General features: G+C 72.9%; 13 protein-coding genes and 2 tRNA genes. 8 read left to right on the forward strand and 7 right to left on the reverse strand.

Annotated features, from left to right (window positions below):
* Positions 1-84: 84 nt before the first annotated feature.
* Positions 85-157: transfer RNA gene (locus BJ983_RS13665), tRNA-Glu, on the reverse strand.
* A 53-nt stretch (positions 158-210) separates the two neighbouring features.
* Positions 211-282 (reverse strand) — tRNA-Gln (locus tag BJ983_RS13670).
* 155 nt (positions 283-437) lie between these two features.
* Here BJ983_RS13670 and ileS point away from each other — a divergent pair.
* The 4 genes from ileS to BJ983_RS13690 all read left to right on the forward strand — a co-directional run bounded on the left by ileS (position 438) and on the right by BJ983_RS13690 (position 5,696).
* Positions 438-3,563 carry an isoleucine--tRNA ligase gene (gene ileS, locus BJ983_RS13675; protein ID WP_179794277.1) on the forward strand — a complete coding sequence of 1,042 codons (3,126 nt, stop codon included), beginning with the start codon at positions 438-440 and terminating at the stop codon, positions 3,561-3,563.
* A gap of 90 nt (positions 3,564-3,653) precedes the next feature.
* A complete protein-coding gene (locus tag BJ983_RS13680; protein WP_179794278.1) occupies positions 3,654-4,067 on the forward strand; it encodes a VOC family protein in 414 nt (137 codons plus the stop codon).
* 4 nt (positions 4,068-4,071) lie between these two features.
* Positions 4,072-4,935, forward strand: coding sequence for a Vgb family protein (locus tag BJ983_RS13685; RefSeq protein ID WP_179794279.1), 864 nt, complete (start codon positions 4,072-4,074; stop codon positions 4,933-4,935).
* Between the two features lie 41 nt (positions 4,936-4,976).
* Positions 4,977-5,696, forward strand: a complete 720-nt coding sequence (locus tag BJ983_RS13690) for a DUF899 domain-containing protein (RefSeq protein WP_179794280.1) — start codon at positions 4,977-4,979, stop codon at positions 5,694-5,696.
* Between the two features lie 7 nt (positions 5,697-5,703).
* Here BJ983_RS13690 and BJ983_RS13695 read toward each other — a convergent pair whose 3' ends face one another.
* The 4 genes from BJ983_RS13695 to BJ983_RS30190 all read right to left on the reverse strand — a co-directional run bounded on the left by BJ983_RS13695 (position 5,704) and on the right by BJ983_RS30190 (position 9,227).
* Positions 5,704-6,696: a substrate-binding domain-containing protein gene (locus BJ983_RS13695; RefSeq protein WP_179794281.1), complete on the reverse strand. Its 993-nt coding sequence runs from the start codon at positions 6,694-6,696 to the stop codon at positions 5,704-5,706.
* 142 nt (positions 6,697-6,838) lie between these two features.
* Positions 6,839-8,002 (reverse strand): galactokinase, encoded by a 1,164-nt coding sequence (gene galK / locus BJ983_RS13700; RefSeq protein ID WP_179794282.1) that lies wholly within the window; start codon positions 8,000-8,002, stop codon positions 6,839-6,841.
* The gene (gene galT, locus BJ983_RS13705; RefSeq protein WP_179794283.1) at positions 7,999-8,991 is read right to left on the reverse strand and encodes a galactose-1-phosphate uridylyltransferase; all 993 of its coding nucleotides are present in this window, start codon (positions 8,989-8,991) and stop codon (positions 7,999-8,001) included. Before galT ends, galK begins: the two co-directional genes overlap by 4 nt.
* Positions 8,988-9,227: a hypothetical protein gene (locus BJ983_RS30190; protein ID WP_218890270.1), complete on the reverse strand. Its 240-nt coding sequence runs from the start codon at positions 9,225-9,227 to the stop codon at positions 8,988-8,990. The genes galT and BJ983_RS30190 overlap by 4 nt, the downstream gene beginning before the upstream one ends.
* Positions 9,228-9,344: 117 nt before the next feature.
* Between BJ983_RS30190 and BJ983_RS13710 the strand changes: the two genes are divergently transcribed.
* Both BJ983_RS13710 and BJ983_RS13715 read left to right on the forward strand, forming a co-directional pair.
* The gene (locus BJ983_RS13710) at positions 9,345-11,006 is read left to right on the forward strand and encodes a sodium:solute symporter family protein (RefSeq protein ID WP_179794284.1); all 1,662 of its coding nucleotides are present in this window, start codon (positions 9,345-9,347) and stop codon (positions 11,004-11,006) included.
* Between the two features lie 16 nt (positions 11,007-11,022).
* Positions 11,023-11,304, forward strand: a complete 282-nt coding sequence (locus BJ983_RS13715) for a hypothetical protein (protein WP_246325589.1) — start codon at positions 11,023-11,025, stop codon at positions 11,302-11,304.
* A 163-nt stretch (positions 11,305-11,467) separates the two neighbouring features.
* Here BJ983_RS13715 and BJ983_RS13720 read toward each other — a convergent pair whose 3' ends face one another.
* On the reverse strand, positions 11,468-12,595 hold the full coding sequence (locus BJ983_RS13720; RefSeq protein WP_179794285.1) for a CaiB/BaiF CoA transferase family protein: 1,128 nt from the start codon (positions 12,593-12,595) through the stop codon (positions 11,468-11,470).
* 143 nt (positions 12,596-12,738) lie between these two features.
* Between BJ983_RS13720 and BJ983_RS13725 the strand changes: the two genes are divergently transcribed.
* Both BJ983_RS13725 and BJ983_RS13730 read left to right on the forward strand, forming a co-directional pair.
* Positions 12,739-14,496 carry a class F sortase gene (locus tag BJ983_RS13725; protein ID WP_179794286.1) on the forward strand — a complete coding sequence of 586 codons (1,758 nt, stop codon included), beginning with the start codon at positions 12,739-12,741 and terminating at the stop codon, positions 14,494-14,496.
* 221 nt (positions 14,497-14,717) lie between these two features.
* The gene (locus tag BJ983_RS13730) at positions 14,718-15,458 is read left to right on the forward strand and encodes an AIM24 family protein (protein ID WP_179794287.1); all 741 of its coding nucleotides are present in this window, start codon (positions 14,718-14,720) and stop codon (positions 15,456-15,458) included.
* Positions 15,459-15,500: the final 42 nt, after the last annotated feature.

Below are 15,500 nucleotides of genomic sequence, written 5' to 3' on the forward strand. Positions count from 1 at the left end.
GCGGGCGCCGCCGACCCGCCGTCGGGAAGGACCCCGGCAACGACGAAGCGCCCCGGCCCGGGTGGGCCGAGGCGCTGCGTGATGTAGCCCCGAGGGGATTCGAACCCCCGCTACCGCCTTGAGAGGGCGGCGTCCTAGGCCGCTAGACGACGGGGCCCTAGGAGGAACAGCGGCTGGAACTCTACAAGATCGCCCGGTCGCTGCTCGCAGCTGGGGTACCAGGACTCGAACCTAGAACAACTGAACCAGAATCAGCCGTGTTGCCAATTACACCATACCCCATGGCTGTCACCCACCGTGACCAACAGGCCCCGGCGGCGACGCGGACAACTGTACCGAACGCCCGGGACCGGGTTCGAACACCCCCCACCCGTCGCACCCTTCCCGCAGGTCACGCACCCGTCCGGGCGTGCAGGCACGCTGAGTACGCTGGACCGGTGAGTTCGAGCTTCGCCCCCCTGCCCGCCAGCGTCGACCTGCCGGCGGTCGAGCAGGAGATCCTCGAGCGCTGGGACAAGCGCGACGTGTTCCGGCGCTCGCTGGAGCAGACCGCCGAGGGCGAGCCGTGGATCTTCTACGAGGGCCCGCCGACCGCGAACGGCACGCCCGGCACCCACCACGTCGAGGCCCGCGCCTTCAAGGACCTGTTCCCCCGCTTCAAGACGATGCGCGGCTACCACGTGCCGCGACGCGCGGGCTGGGACTGCCACGGCCTGCCGGTGGAGCTCGCCGTCGAGAAGGAGCTCGGCTTCACGAGCAAGGGCGACATCGAGCGGTACGGGATCGCGGAGTTCAACGCGGCCTGCCGCGAGTCGGCGCTGAAGAACGTCTCGGCCTTCGCCGCGATGACCGAGCGCATGGGCTACTGGGTCGATCTCGACGAGGCCTACATGACGATGGCCCCGCGCTACGTCGAGAGCGTCTGGTGGTCGCTCAAGACCATCTTCGACAAGGGCCTGCTGGTCGAGGACCACCGCGTCACCCCGTACTGCCCGCGGGACGAGACGCCGCTCTCGGACCACGAGGTCGCCCAGGGCTACGAGGACGACGTCGACCCGAGCGTCTACGTCCGGTTCCCCCTCACCGACGGCCCCTGGGCCGGCGCGGACATGCTGGTGTGGACGACCACGCCGTGGACCCTGCCGTCGAACACGGCGGTCGCGGTGGAGCGGTCGGTGGTCTACGTCCGGGTGCGCCACGGCGACGAGGACCTGGTGCTCGCCGAGGATCTCCTCGGGCACGTCCTCGGGTCCGACGACGTCGAGGTGACGGCCCGCCTCACCGGCGCCGAGCTCATCGGCTCCCACTACACGCGGCCGTTCGAGCTCCTCGCGGGCGACCGCTTCGGCGACGCCTTCCGGATCGTCCACGGCGACCACGTCACCACCGACGCCGGCACGGGCCTGGTCCACATGGCCCCCGCCTTCGGCGCCGAGGACCACCTCGTCGCGAAGAACGAGGGCCTCGAGATGGTCAACCCGATCAGCTCGAACGGCCACTTCCTCGACGACGTGCCCCTGGTCGGCGGGATGTTCTTCAAGGCCGCCGACCCCACGCTGATCGCCGACCTCGAGGCGCGCGGCGTGATGTTCCGCGCCGAGTCCTACGAGCACTCGTATCCGCACTGCTGGCGCTGCCACACGCCGCTGATCTACTACGCGCTGCCGTCGTGGTTCATCCGGACGACCGCGATCCGCGAGAAGCTCCTCGCCGAGAACGAGGGCACGAACTGGTATCCGCCGCACATCAAGCACGGTCGATACGGCGCCTGGCTGGAGAACAACGTCGACTGGGCGCTCTCCCGCAAGCGCTACTGGGGCACGCCGCTGCCGATCTGGCGCAACGACGCGGACCCGTCCGAGGTCGTCGTCGTCGGCTCGCTCGCCGAGCTCGGGGAGCACGCCGGCCAGGACCTGAACGCGCTCGACCCGCACCGCCCCTACGTCGACGACGTCACCTTCCCCGCGCCGAGCGGCACCGGCACGATGCGGCGGGTCCCCGACGTCATCGACGTCTGGTACGACTCCGGCGCGATGCCGTTCGCCCAGTGGGGCGCGCCGCACCACCACGAGGCCGACTTCGAGACCGCCTACCCGGCGCAGTACATCTGCGAGGCGATCGACCAGACGCGCGGGTGGTTCTACTCGCTGATGGCGGTCGGGACGCTGGTGTTCGACCGGTCGTCCTACGAGAACGTCGTCTGCCTGGGCCTGCTCCTCGACGAGCACGGCCGCAAGATGTCGAAGCACCTCGGCAACATCCTCGACCCGTTCGAGCTCTTCTCCACCCACGGCGCGGACGCCGTCCGGTGGCTGATGCTCGCGCAGGGTTCGCCGTGGGTGGACCGGCGCGTCGGGCACGACACGCTGCGCGAGATCGTCCGGAAGGTCCTGCTGACCTACTGGAACACGGCGTCGTTCCTCGTCACCTACGCCAACGCCGCGGGCTGGACGCCGTCCGCGGACGCCCCCGCGGCCACCCACGTGATGGACCGCTGGGCCCTCGGCGAGCTGCGCGGGTGCGTCACCGAGGTGACCGCGGCGCTCGACGACTTCGACTCCTCGCGGGCCGGTCGCGCGATCGTCGCGTTCATCGACGACCTGTCGAACTGGTACGTGCGCCGCTCGCGGCGCCGCTTCTGGGACGGCGACCCGGCCGCGCTCACGACGCTGCACGAGTGCGTCGAGACGGTCAGCCGCCTCATGGCGCCCTTCACGCCGTTCGCCACCGACTACCTGTGGACGCTGCTGCAGGGCGAGGGCGGCTCCGGGCTGCCCGAGGGCACGCCGGACTCGGTGCACCTCGCGCCGTGGCCGTCGGTGGATGCTCTTCCCGACGACGAGCCCGGGCTGCGGTCGGAGATGGACCTCGTCCGCCGCGTGGTGGAGCTCGGCCGGTCGACCCGCGCCGCCTCCGGGGTGCGGACGCGCCAGCCGCTGTCGCGGGCGGTCGTGTCGGCGCCCGGCTTCTCCTCGCTGGGCTCCGAGCTGCTCGCGGAGATCGCCGAGGAGCTCAACGTCGGGCAGGTCGAGACGGCGGGCTCGGAGCTCGTGCAGCTCGACGTGAAGCCCAACTACCGTGCCCTGGGCAAGCGGTTCGGCAAGCAGACCCCGACCGTGGCCGACGCCGTCAAGGCCTCCACCGACGCGCCGGTCGACGGGGTGCTGACGGTGACCGTCGACGGCGCCCCGGTGGCGCTCTCCGGCGACGAGATCGTCATCTCGGAGACCCCGCGCGAGGGGTGGGCGGTGCGCTCCGAGGGCGGCCTGTCGGTCGGGCTCGACACCGAGCTGACCGACGAGCTGCGCGAGGCCGGTCTCCTGCGCGACGTGCTGCGCTTCGTGCAGGACGCGCGCAAGCGCCTGGGCTTCGAGGTGTCCGACCGGATCGAGCTGTGGTGGACCGCCGGGCGCGCGGACACCGCCGCCGCGATCCGCAACAGTGCCGACACGCTGGCCACCGAGTGCCTGGCCGTGTCGATCACCGAGGGGACGGGGCCGGGCGAGCTGTCGGCGCAGCCGTCCGAGGACCTCGGTCTGACGGTGTGGGCTACGCCCAGGTGAGCACTCAGTGGGCCTATAGCGCTCCTTAATGCTCACCTGCGGAGCACATACCGGCCGCTCGGTGACCGGCACGGCTGCGACGCTCCGCCCATGAGCAGCTTCGAGGGGTCCCGGATCGACCACCTGAACCTCCCCGTCACCGACCTGGCCCGCGCGACGGCCTTCCACACCGCAGCGCTCGCCCCGCTCGGGATCGAGCCCCTGATCACCGTGCCCGCGACGCCGGGCCAGAAGGCCATGCAGGCGTTCGGCGTCCACCCCAAGCCGTTCTTCTGGGTCGTCGAGGTCGATCGCGAGCTCGCCTACGACGAGGACACCCACCTCGCCTTCACCGCCCCGGACCACGCGACGGTCGACGCCTTCCACGCCGCCGCGCTCGCCGCCGGGGCCGTCACGCTCCGCGCGCCGGGCCTGCAGCCCGAGTACCACGCCGACTACTACGGCGCGTTCGTCGCGACCCCCGACGGCGTCAACCTCGAGGCGGTCTGCCATCGGGCAGGCTGAGCGCATGGGACGGCGTATCGCGGTGGGGGTTCCCGACGACGGGCCCTACGCCCTCGGGCTCGACCCGACCGGAGGCGTGTGGGCGTCGCTCGTGTACTCCGGGCGGCTCGCGCGCGTCGGCCCGGACGACGAGGTCACGGTCCACGACCTGGACGCCCCCGGCTCCCGCCCCTCCCGGTTCGCCGCCACCCCCGACGGCAGCCTCTGGTGCACCCGCACCGGCGACCACCGCGTCGAGCGGCTCGTCGAAGGGACCTGGCACGGCGTCGACACCGGGGCGGGGACGGGTCCGTACGACGTCACCGCCGGCCCGGACGGCGCCGCGTGGTTCACGGCGATCGAGGCCGAGGCGGTCGGGCGGATCGACCCGGCCACCGAGGAGGTGACCCTCCACCCCCTCCCGATCGCCGGGATGCCCGCCATGATCACGACCGGTCCGGACGGCGCGCTGTGGTGCACCCTCAACCGCGTCGGCGCCCTCGCCCGCCTGGACCCGGCGTCGGGCTTCGCCCTGACCCACCTTCCCGACGCCGGGTGTGGCCCGGTCGGCATCGCCGCCGACGGGGACGGGCTGTGGTTCGTCGAGATCCTCGCCGGCCGTGTGGGCCGACTGGACCTCGACGGCCGGCTCACCGAGCACGACCTCCCGGACCGCGGGGCGAAACCGCACGACGTCGTGGCCGTCGCGGGCGGGTGCGTCGCCTCGCTGTGGGGCGCGAGCGGCCTCGCGCGCGTCACCTCCGACGGGTCCGTCCACGCCCTCGACGGGTTCGAGCCCGACGACCACCCGCACGGCCTTCTCGGTCGCGGCGACGACCTGTGGGTGGCGTGCGACAGCGGCGCCGTCTTGGTCCTGAATCCGTACTGAACCATTGCGGAAGCGGAGTCCGATCTGTCACGGTAGTCACCATGAGCCTTCCGGAGATCACCGACCGTGACACCTGGCTGAAGGCGCGCCGAGCGCTCCTCGAGGAGGAGAAGGCACACACGCGGGCGCGCGACGCGCTCAACACCCGTCGTCGGGAACTGCCGATGGTGGAGGTGACCGAGGACTACCGGTTCGCCGGGCCGGACGGCGAGGTGACCCTCGCGGAGCTGTTCGGCGGGTACCGGCAGCTCGTGGTCAACCACGTCATGTTCGACCCGGCCTGGGACGAGATGTGCCCGAGCTGCTCGGCCGGCATCCGCGAGTGGTCGCCCGGCACCCGGGAGCACCTGCGCAGCCGCGACACCGAGCAGGTCTTCGTCTCCCGGGCGCCGTACGAGAAGCTGGCCGCCTGGAAGGAGAAGGTCGGCTGGACGATCCCCTGGTACTCGTCCTCCGACTCCACCTTCAACGCCGACTTCGGGGTCACCGTCGACGTCTCCGGCGACACGATGCACTACAACTACCGCGACGACCCGACGTGGGAGGGCGCGGAGGGCACCCAGGAACTGCCGGGATTCAGTGCGTTCCTGCGCGTGGACGACCGCGTGTTCCACACGTACTCCTCGTACGCGCGGGCCGCGGAGTGGTTCGGCGGGTCGTTCGCCTACCTCGACCTCACGGCGCTCGGGCGTCAGGAGGACTGGGAGCAGCCGGAGGGGCGCGCCGAGTCGGTCCGCGCCGGGATCCCGGTCTTCGACTAGGGGCGGCCTACGCGCTCCCCCGGATCACCAACCGCGGCGCCAGGGTCCGGTGCTCCGCCGGGTGGCCGTCGAGACGGTGGGCGAGCACCTCGACGAGCGTGCGGCCGAGCTCGTACTTGTCGGTGTGCACCGTGGTCAGGGGCGGGTCGAGCAGGGCGGCCATGGTGATGTCGTCGTAGCCGACCACCGCGATCTGCTCCCCCGCCCGCCGTCCGGCCGCCCGCAGGGCCTGGACCGCCCCGATCGCGAGCAGGTCGTTGAACGCGAACACCCCGGTCACCCCGGGGTGCCGGGCGAGCAGGTGGCGCAGGGCGGCGGCTCCACCGGCGACGGTCGGGGGCCCGGCGACGACGTGGTCGGCCGGGTCCGGCTGGCCGGCAGCGCCGAGCACCTCGAGGAAGGCCCGTCGTCGTTCCGGCTTGTTCTGCACGGCGCCGTCGAGCATGCCGAGTCGGGCGTGCCCGCGCGACGACAGGTGCCCGCAGGCCAGGCGCGTCCCCGCCCGGAAATCGGTGCGCACGGTGGCCACGGCGCCGTCGGGCGCGGGCCGGTCGGCCACGACCAACGGGATCCGGCGTCCGAGCGCGGCGAGCGCCGCGTCGTCGAGGGCCTCGAAGAACCCGATCGCCCCGGCCGCCCCGGCATCGACGATCGCCCGGCCCGCCTCGGCCTCCGCGCCGGCGTCCGCGTCGGTGTTGTGCACGACGACCGACAGGCCCCGGGCGGCCGCCGCGTCGAACACCCCGCGGGCGACCGCGGGGAAGAACGGGTTCGCGATGTCGGGGAGCACCAGCGCGACCGTCCCCGCCCGCTGCGTGCGCATGCCCCGTGCGAAGGCCGACGGCCGGTAGTCGAGTTCCTCGATCGTCGCGAGCACCCGACGGCGGGTGGCCTCGCTGATGTCGCCCTTGTCGTTCATCGCGCGCGACACGGTCTGGCGGGAGACGCCGGCCGCCCGGGCGACGTCGTCGATGGTCACCCGGACCGAGCCGCCGGTCACGACGCTCGACGCTCCAGGACGACGACGGGGATCACCCGCCCGGCCTCGTCCGCCCGCCGGCGGTCGCTCGTGGACGGCCCGAGGACGGAGCCGAACCGGTGCGCCGAGACCATGGCGCGATCGTAGGGCGACCCGTCCGCGCTCACCCCTCGCGCCGCGCGCCCGGCGCCGGCGCGACCTCGCGCACCGTCGGCCGCGGCGAGAGCGTGGAGCAGGCCTCGTCCACCGCCCCGGTGCGCTCGACCGGCACCAGTGCGATCACCGATCCGCCGAACCCGCCACCCATGATGCGGGCCCCGAGCGCGCCCGCGCCGACGGCCGCCTCGACGATCGCGTCCACCTCCGGCACCGAGACCTCGTAGTCGTCGCGCAGCGAGGCGTGCGAGGCGGAGAGCACCGCCCCGACCTCCGTCGGTCGCCCGGCGCGCACGAGCGCCACGGTCTCGTGGACCCGCGCCTGTTCGGTCACCACGTGCCGCGCGCGCTTCCGGGGCGCCCCCTCGGGCAGGTTCTCGACGGCGGGGAGGGTCGCGTCGCGCAGCGCCGGCACCCCGAGCGCCTCGGCCGCCGCGACGCACGCTGCGCGGCGGTCGGCGTACCCGCCGTCGGCGAGGTCGTGGCGCACCCGTGAGTCGATCACCAGGACCGCGAGACCCGCCGTCTCGAACCCGAGCGCGACGTCCTCGGTGGCCATCGAGCGGCAGTCGAGCAGCAGCGCCGAACCCTCCCGGCACAGCAGCGACGCCGCCTGGTCCATGATCCCGACCGGCGCCCCCACCACCTCGTTCTCCGCCCGCCGCCCGGCCGCGGCGAGCGCGACCCGGTCGAGCCCGGCCCCGGTCAGCTCGTCCACCGCCAGGGCGACCGCGCTCTCCAGCGCCGCCGAGCTCGACAGCCCGGCCCCCAGCGGGACCTCCCCGTGCACCACGAGGTCCCAGCCCCGGTCGACCCCGAGCGCCCACAGCGTGCCCAGCGGGTACGCGCTCCACCCGGTCGCGGTCGCGAGGTTCCCGACGGCGAGCTCGGTCGCCTCGGTGCCCGGGTCGTCCGAGCACACGGTGACCCGGTCGTCGTCGCGCCGGGCCGCCGCGACGTAGGTCCGCCGGTCGATCGCGAAGGGCAGCACGTGCCCCTCGTTGTGGTCGGTGTGCTCGCCGATCAGGTTGACCCGCCCGGGCGCGGAGAAGACGCCCTCGGGGTCCCGGCCGTGGACGTCGCGGAAGGCCTCGAGAACCCGCTCGGCCCCCTCGGGTCGAGCTCCCCTATCGGCGTGCTCTCCCCTTTGGTCCGTCTCCCGCCCGCTCACGCCGGCACCGTCGCGCGCTCGGCCGCCTCGCGCAGCCGCGGGCCGGCGACCTCGGGGGCGACGTCGGTGAGGAACGCGCCGCCGAACGTCTCCGAGCCCGCCAGGTACTTGAGCTTCCCGCCGCCGCGGTGGGGCGGACAGATCTCGAGGTGCAGGTGGCCGAGCCCGCGCTCGTCGTCGGGAACGTTCACCGGCGCCGAGTGGACGCCGAGCAGGTACGAGGTGCGGAAGCCGAAGTACGCGTCGTACCCCGCGAGCACGCGGGCCAGGACGCGGGCGAGGTCGTCGCGGGCCCCGGCGTCGAGCTCGGGCAGCGTGCCGACGTGGTCACGCGCCCAGATGTCCACCTCGTAGGGGAAGCGCGCCCACGGCGGGACCCCGGCCAGGAAGTGCGTGCCCTCGACGACCACGCGCGGCCCGCCCGACTCCTGCGCGACGACGTCGCAGAAGACGCACCGGCCCGTGCGGTCACGGTGGTGGCGCGCCGCGCGCTGCTCGCGGGCGGGCCGGGGCGGGACCTCGGGATACGCGTAGATCTGCCCGTGGGGGTGGTGCAGCGTGACCCCGACGGCCTCGCCCTTGTTCTCGAACGGCAGCACGTAACCGATCTTCCCGTCGGCCGCCAGCGCCGCGAACCGGTGGGCCCAGGCGTCGACGAGCAGCCGGATGCGCCGCTCGCCCACGCTCGCCAGGGTCGCCTCGTGGTCGTCGGTGAAGACGACCACCTCGCAGTGCCCGTAGGCGGGCTCGACCGGCACGAGGTCGGTGCCCGCGAGATCGGGCGCGGGCGGGGTGGGCGACAGCGAGGGGAACCGGTTGTCGAACACCGCGATCTCGAAGTGCTCGCGCGCGATCTCGGTCTCCGGGCCGCCCGGGTGGGTCGGGCACAGCGGGCAGTCGGCGGTGGCCGGCTTGTACGTCCGGTCCTGACGGTGCGTGGCGAACGTGACCCACTCGTCGTGCGTCGGGTCGTAGCGGCGCTCGCTCACGGCCGGACCTCCGCGGCCGACCGGGTCGAGCTCCGCTGCGCTCCGTCTCCCGCCGACCGGGTCGAGCTCCGCTGCGCTCCGTCTCCCGTCGAGAAGTAGGTGATCGACCTGCCGTCGGGAAGGGTCTCCGGCTCGACGACGAGCCCGGGCATCCCGCCGGCCCCGGTGTCAGCGGTGGCACACGGCTGACCCCCACCGTCAGCGGTGGGCCACCGCTGACCGTCCTCGCCCGTCATCCGGCCGTCCCTTCATGCCCTCTTGACGCCCGGCGACTCCGGGCCCACAGTGTGCGCCTGCTAACGATAACGTTCACGGGAACCTTCACGGAACCCCGGACCGCACGAGAGGTCGCGATGCTGCGCCTGAACCCGGGATGGCTGGACTACACGCTCCTGGCGCTCTACTTCGTCGTCGTGCTGGGCATCGGCGTGGTCGCCCGCCGCGCCGTGGGCACCAGCGCCGACTTCCTGCTCGCCGGCCGCTCCCTGCCCGCGTGGGTGACCGGACTGGCCTTCGTCGCCGCCAACCTCGGCGCGACCGAGATCATCGGGATGGCCGCCAACGGCGCCGAGTACGGCGTCGCGACCGTGCACTACTACTGGATCGGCGCCGTCCCGGCGATGGTCTTCCTCGGCATCGTGATGATGCCCTTCTACTACCGCTCGAAGGTCCGGTCGGTGCCGGAGTTCCTCAAGCTGCGGTTCGGCAACTACACCCACGTCCTCAACGCGCTCGTCTTCGCGATCGCCTCGGTGCTGATCGCCGGCGTGAACCTCTACGCGCTCGCGATCGTGCTGAACGCCCTGCTGGGCTGGCCCGAGTTCCTCGGCATCGTGGTCTCCGCCGCGGTGGTGCTGGTCTACATCGGGTTCGGCGGCCTCGGCTCGGCGATCTACGGCGAGGTCCTGCAGTTCTTCGTCATCCTCGCCGGGCTGATCCCGCTCGCGATCGTCGCCGTCCGCCACGTCGGCGGCTTCTCCGCGCTGGCCGACAAGGTCACCGCGTCCGCCCTGGGCGAGGGCGGCCTGCACGCCTGGCAGGGCACCGGGATCGGCGACGTCACCAACCCCATCGGCGCCAACTGGATCTCGATCGTCCTCGGCCTGGGCTTCGTGCTGTCCTTCGGCTACTGGACCACGAACTTCGCCGAGATCCAGCGCGCGCTCTCCGCGAAGGACCGCAGCGCCTCGCAGCGCACGCCCCTCATCGCGGCGTTCCCGAAGATTCTCATCCCCGCCGTCACGATCATCCCCGGGCTCGTCGCGCTCATCGCGATCCCGAACTTCGGCAACGAGAACGCCGGCGGCCTCGAGTACAACGACGCCATCCCGGCCCTGATCGGCCAGCTGCTGCCCGAGGGCGTGCTCGGCATCGCGCTGACCGGCCTGTTCGCCTCGTTCATGGCGGGCGTGGCGGCCAACGTCAGCTCGCTGAACACCGTGGTCACCTACGACCTGCTCCAGCCCTACCTCGCGAAGGGCCGCAGCGACCGGTACTACCTCAACGCGGGCCGGGTCGTCACCGCGGTCGGCGTGGTGATCGCGATCTTCACCGCGCTGCTCGCCGCCGACTTCAACAACATCATGACCTACCTGCAGTCGCTGTTCGGGATCTTCAACGCCCCCATCTTCGCGACGTTCATCCTCGGCATGTTCTGGAAGCGCACCAGCGGGTGGGGCGGGTTCACCGGGCTCCTGACCGGTGTCCTCGCCGGCGCCCTGGTGTTCGTGCTGGCGGAGGCGGGAGTGGTCGACTTCGGCTCCGGGATCGCGACGAGCTTCTACCAGGCCGGGGCGGCGTTCGTCGTCGACGTGGTCGTCACCGTCGTCGTCTCGCTCGCCACCGCCAAGCCCGAGCCGGAGCGCCTCGCGGGCATCGTCTACGGCGTGCCCGGCGCCGACGGCGTGGTCCCGACGCTGCGCCAGCCCAAGGAGCGCGTTTGGTACCGCAAGCCGGTCCTCCTCGGCGGTCTCGCCCTCGCGCTGACCGTCGTCCTCAACATCGTCTTCGCCTGAGCCGGGGAGTCACGTCATGAGCGAACCCATCCAGTCCGGTCAGCCGCAGACGACGGTCGAGACCGGCAGCCGCATGCAGCGGCTGTTCGACCTGCGCTACGTCATCGGCGCCCTGCTGGGCGTCTACGGGGTGATCCTCGTGATCCGCGGCCTGCTCGACGGGCCGGAGCAGCTGGCCCGCGCGGCGGGCCTGTCGATCAACCTCTGGACCGGGATCGGCCTGCTGGTCGTGGCCGCGATCTTCCTGGTCTGGGGCCTCACCCGGCCGTTGGGCATCGACGTGGAGGAGACCGAGTAGGCCCATCCCGACGCCGGGTCCTGCCGGACCCGGTGCCCGGTGCTGGCCGGACCCCGTGGGACAGCACCGGGCTCCGTGATCAACGGACCCTCACCGGTCTCCGGACACCCCGTCGAGCCCGATGAGGGTCCGTTGATCACGGGAAGGAGCGCCCTCGGACGGGCTAGACCTGCGGCCCGACGTCGGGAACGGGGTCCATACGCGGCCGGCGCCCGTCGAGGAAGGTGATCGGCGGCAGCAGCGTGCGGAACGGGCCGTGCGAGGTCTCGACCTCGACGAACCGGCCGCGCTCCTCGTGCTGCGGGTGGGCGAGGACCTGGTCGAGCGTGCGCCGCCGGGCGTTGGCGATCCCGGCCTCCTCGAGCCGCTCGACGAGCTGGTCGCCGGTCAGGTCGCGCAGGACCCCGTCGATCGTCTCGTGCAGGGCCGGCCGGTTCTCGATGCGGTCGGAGTTCGTGACGAACCGCGGATCGTCGGCGACCGTCGCGTCGCCCAGCACGACCTCGCAGAAGCGCCGCCACTCACGGTCGTTCTGGATGGAGAGCACGACCTCCTGCCCGTCGCCGGCCGCGAACGAGCCGTACGGGGCGATCGCGGCGTGGCTCGTGCCGGCCCGCACCGGCGCCTTCCCGCTGCCGGCCGCGTAGTGCAGCGGGAATCCCATCCACTCGCTCAGGGCGTCGAACAGGCTGACCTCGAAGGTCGTGCCCTCGCCGGTGCGCTCGCGGTCGTAGAGCGCGGTGAGGATGCCGGAGAACGCGTACATGCCGGCCCCGATGTCGGCCGCGGGGATGCCCGCCTTCGCCGGGAACTCCTCCGTGCCGGTCACCGAGACCAGGCCCGTCTCGGCCTGGATCAGCGCGTCGTAGGCCTTCGCGTCGCGGTACGGGCCCGACGAGCCGTAGCCCGAGATGCTGCAGTGGATCAGCCCGGGGTGGTCCCGGCGCAGGTCCTCGGCCCCGAGTCCGAGCCGCTCCGCCGCCCCCGGCGCGAAGTTCTGCACGAAGACGTCGGCCTGCGCGATCAGCTGCTTCACGCGCCCGAGCTGCTCGGCGTCCTTGAGATCGGCGGTCACCGACTCCTTCGACCGGTTCAGCCACACGAAGTGGCTCGACAACCCGTTCACCGTCGTGTCGTAGTCCCGGGCGAAGTCGCCCCGTCCCGGGCGCTCGACCTTGATCACGCGCGCCCCGAGATCCGCCAGGTGACGGGTGGCCAGAGGTGCCGCGACGGCCTGCTCGCAGGAGACGACGAGGAGGCCCTCCAGCGGGAGCGCCCGGGTGTTGAGCATGCGGATGATCGTGCCCGTCCCGACCGCCCGGCGCGCGCCATCGTCCGCATCACGCTCCGTTTCGCGTCACGTGAACCGGTCGTGCTCGTTCCGCGAACGAGTGACAGCCATTCGGACCAGTCAGTGACTTCAGGAGTGAGGGCATGAGAGCCACGAGCACCGCGACCGCAGCCCTGGCGGTCGTGTCCACCCTCGGTATCGGTGCCGCGCTGTGCTCCCAGGCCCCACCGACCACGGTCCTCGCCTCCGGTCCGGCCCTCGCCGCCGTCGAGGTGGCAGCGCCGGTCGACCGGGCAGTGCGGCTCCCCTCGGTGCAGGAGTCGTTCGGGTCGAACGCCGCGGCCCTCGCCGCCGAGGCGCCCACACAGCAGCCCGCACTGGTGCCCCTCGTGGTGAGGTCGCCGGTCAGCGCCCTGCCGACCCAACTCTCCGGCACCCCGGTCGGCAACCAGGGCGTACTCCGCGTCGCGCACCTCTCCCCCTCGACCGGCACGGTCGACATGTACATCGAGGGCCCGGGCCTGCCCCTGACCAAGGTCGCCTCCGACGTCGGCTACCGCGCCCTGTCCGGGTACCTCGCGGCGTCGCCCGGCACGTACACGCTGCAGGCGCGCCCTGCGGGCGCTGCCGCGTCCACGCCGCCGGCGCTCAGCGCGAACGTCGAGGTCGGGGTCCGCACCGCGCAGACCGCAGCCTTCGTCGACGTCGGCCCCGACGGGACGCCGCAGGCCGAGGTCCTCCAGGACGGCACGCAGGAGGCCGCGCCGGGCAAGGCCTTCGTGCGGGTCGTGTCCGCCGCCGCCGGCGTCGGCCCGCTCAGCGTCGTCGCCGAGGGCGGCGGCCCGATCGCCTCCTCGATCTTCTACGGCGCCACCTCGCCGTACACCGAGGTCGACGCCCGATCCTGGACGATGGACGTCACGACGACGTCGGGCGAATCTGCCCGGGCGACGCTGCCGGTCACCAGCACCTCGGTGAACACCGTCGTCGTCACACGCAACCCGCAGGGCGACCTCGCCGTCACGGCCGTGCCGGACGCCGCGCCCCTGTTCGCGGGCGCCTCCCCCGCCCCGGCCGCTCCTGCTCCGGCAGCGTCCGCCCCGGCCGCGCCCGCCGTGCCTGCCCCGGCGGCACCGGCTGCGCCTGCGTCGCCCGCCCCGGCCCAGCCCGCTGCACCGGTCCCGGCAGTTCCCGCCCCTGCCGCCCCGGCCCAGCCGAGCCCGTCCGCCACGGCGACCACCTCCGCGCCGCCGACGACCACCTCCGCGCCGCCGTCGCCGGCCCCGTCGACGAGCACCACCCCGCCCGGCACCGCCCCGTCGTCGAGAACGCCCGCGCGACCGACGCCCCAGGGTGGTGTCCCGGCCGGCTTCGGCGGCATGGCGACCTCGTTCGCCGACGGCGCCGCCCTCGCCCCGGCCCCGGCCGCGCCGGACCTGCCGACCTGGGGCGCACCGACGAGCCCGGTCCGCCCGGCGGGCCTGGTGGTGCCGGGCGCGAAGATCGACGCACCCGCCGTCGGGAACCTCGGCCTCGACGCCGACGGCGAGCTGCAGGCGCCCGCGACGCCGCAGGACGTCGGGTGGTTCGGGTCGACCCCGGGTGACACCGGGCCCGCGGTGCTGGTCGGGCACGTCGACTCGTGGCGCGGCCCGGGCGTCTTCTGGAACCTCAAGGACCTGAAGCCGGGGGACCCGATCGACGTGCCCCGCAGCGACGGCACGGTGGCGCGGTTCGCGGTGGACCGCGTGGAGACCGTCGACAAGGACAGCTTCCCCACGCAGGCGGTCTACGGCCCGACGGCGGGTCCGTCGCTGCGGCTGATCACGTGCGGCGGCCCGTTCGACCGCACGGTGCGCTCCTACGAGGACAACGTCATCGTCTTCGCCTCCCCGCGCTGACGAGCGAGCACCCTCGGTGGTCGGGCACCCGTCCGCACCGCCGAGGGTGCTCGTCGATCGTGCGTCGCTGAGCAGGGCTCCGGGCGACCCCGAGACGCGCGCGAGGGCTATCCCGGGGAACTCTGGGGGTTGTCCCCCTCGTTGACCGTGCGTGTCCGCCGCGAGGATGATCTCGCCCGGACCACCGGGCAGCAATCACCCCGAGTGACCAGGAGACGGCCGTGCGCAGCAACCTCTTCGCCCCCGAGAACCAGGAGCAGGAGTCGGCCCAGCCGGGGCTGCGCCTGCAGAACTCGAAGATGCTCAAGATCGAACTCGACGGCGAGGCCATGGCCCGCCAGGGGTCGATGGTGGCCTACCAGGGCGACGTGCGGTTCGAGGCCAAGGGCTCCGGCGGGATCGGCAACTTCCTCAAGCAGAAGCTCACCGGCGAGGGTGTGCCGCTGATGAAGGTGAGCGGGCGCGGCGACGTGTTCCTCGCCAACGCGGCGTCCGACGTGCACCTCATCGACCTCGAGGGCCCGAACGACGCCCTCACCATCAACGGCAAGAACGTGCTCGCGTTCGACCCGACCCTGTCCTATGACATCCAGATGGTCTCCGGCGCCGGGTCCATGGGAGGCGCGGGCCTGTTCAACTGCGTGTTCCGCGGTCAGGGCCGGCTCGCCATCACGTGCAAGGGCACGCCCGTGGTGCTGAACGTCGACGCCCCCACCTACGCCGATCCGCAGGCCGCGATCGCGTGGTCGGCGGGGCTGCAGGTCGGGGTGCACCGGGCGGAGCAGTTCGGGCTGCGCACGCTCATGGGCCGCACCACCGGCGAGGCGTACACGATGGCGTTCGGCGGCCGGGGCTTCGTCATCGTGCAGCCGTGCGAGGAGGTCCCGCTCGACCTGGTCGCCGGCCAGGGCAGCGGTCAGGAGGCCGGCGTGGGCGGCGCGCTCGGGGGCCTCTTCCGCTGAGCGGTTGACCTCGAGTCCGGTCGAGGTTGCACGGTGCTCGAC

It is taken from the genome of Actinomycetospora corticicola, from assembly GCF_013409505.1.
GTDB lineage: Bacteria > Actinomycetota > Actinomycetes > Mycobacteriales > Pseudonocardiaceae > Actinomycetospora > Actinomycetospora corticicola.

Bases quoted from the DNA above. Each gene is read 5' to 3' on its own strand.
- BJ983_RS13725 (WP_179794286.1), top strand. From the start codon at position 12,739: ATGAGAGCCACGAGCACCGCGACCGCAGCCCTGGCGGTCGTGTCCACC.
- BJ983_RS30190 (WP_218890270.1), bottom strand. From the start codon at position 9,227: ATGACGGGCGAGGACGGTCAGCGGTGGCCCACCGCTGACGGTGGGGGT.
- BJ983_RS13690 (WP_179794280.1), top strand. From the start codon at position 4,977: ATGAGCCTTCCGGAGATCACCGACCGTGACACCTGGCTGAAGGCGCGC.
- BJ983_RS13680 (WP_179794278.1), top strand. From the start codon at position 3,654: ATGAGCAGCTTCGAGGGGTCCCGGATCGACCACCTGAACCTCCCCGTC.
- BJ983_RS13710 (WP_179794284.1), top strand. From the start codon at position 9,345: ATGCTGCGCCTGAACCCGGGATGGCTGGACTACACGCTCCTGGCGCTC.
- BJ983_RS13715 (WP_246325589.1), top strand. From the start codon at position 11,023: ATGAGCGAACCCATCCAGTCCGGTCAGCCGCAGACGACGGTCGAGACC.
- BJ983_RS13720 (WP_179794285.1), bottom strand. From the start codon at position 12,595: ATGCTCAACACCCGGGCGCTCCCGCTGGAGGGCCTCCTCGTCGTCTCC.
- BJ983_RS13685 (WP_179794279.1), top strand. From the start codon at position 4,072: ATGGGACGGCGTATCGCGGTGGGGGTTCCCGACGACGGGCCCTACGCC.